This is a genomic window from Vibrio sp. 970 (genome assembly GCF_033339075.1).
On record NZ_JAWOTW010000376.1, the window covers coordinates 1 to 665 of the forward strand.

General features: G+C 45.0%; 1 protein-coding gene and 1 pseudogene. Both read right to left on the reverse strand.

All coding sequences use genetic code 11. The features are described from left to right. The coding region (locus R7Q11_RS26785; protein WP_225467067.1) for a TRAP transporter small permease subunit at positions 1–308 on the reverse strand (308 nt) is incomplete at its 3' end. Positions 309–433: 125 nt separating this feature from the next. Next, a pseudogene (locus R7Q11_RS26790) lies at positions 434–665 on the reverse strand (ABC transporter substrate-binding protein); the annotation flags it as partial.

Here is a 665-nt window from a genome sequence, read left to right on the forward strand (position 1 = left end):
AAGAGGAAAAACAGGGTGCCGATGATGTCGATGACGGATTGCGCTTTATATGACAGTCGCTCATAAAAAATGTCGACTCGAACGTGACCGCCGGATTTGATGGCATAAGGCACGCCAAGCAAAAAGACAGCAGAGAATAAGTGCCACTCCATTTCTTGAAACGCGATAGACACATCGTTAAACACGTAACGCATCACAACGTCATACACCACGTTCAACAACAACAAAATGAAGAGGATGCTGGATAACCACCCCAGAAAATCACCAAAGCGGTTGAAGATTCGCTCAATATAGATAAGGCTTCTCATTCCGAACTCCATGGAACGTGTGGGTTGGCTCCGCAGTATCTACGGAGCGTTTTTATGATTTTTATTTGAAATTTTTCTTGGGCTTCCTCGTCGGCCAAATCATACGATTTGGCCAGACCGAGTTTTTATTGCGCTTGGCTATTCAAGTACGCTCGGTGCGAGATGTTCGACCATGGACGAACTTGCTTAATGTAGTTCGCTTGAGATTCTTGAATCTCTTTTGCCAACGCATCTTCCTCAGCATGCTGTTTAAGCAGCTTGTCATTGGCAGCACGCAGCGCATCCATCACCTCAGGTGGGAAATCTTTTACTTCAACATTTGGGTATTCAGACTTAATAGATGCCCAGTTTTTACCG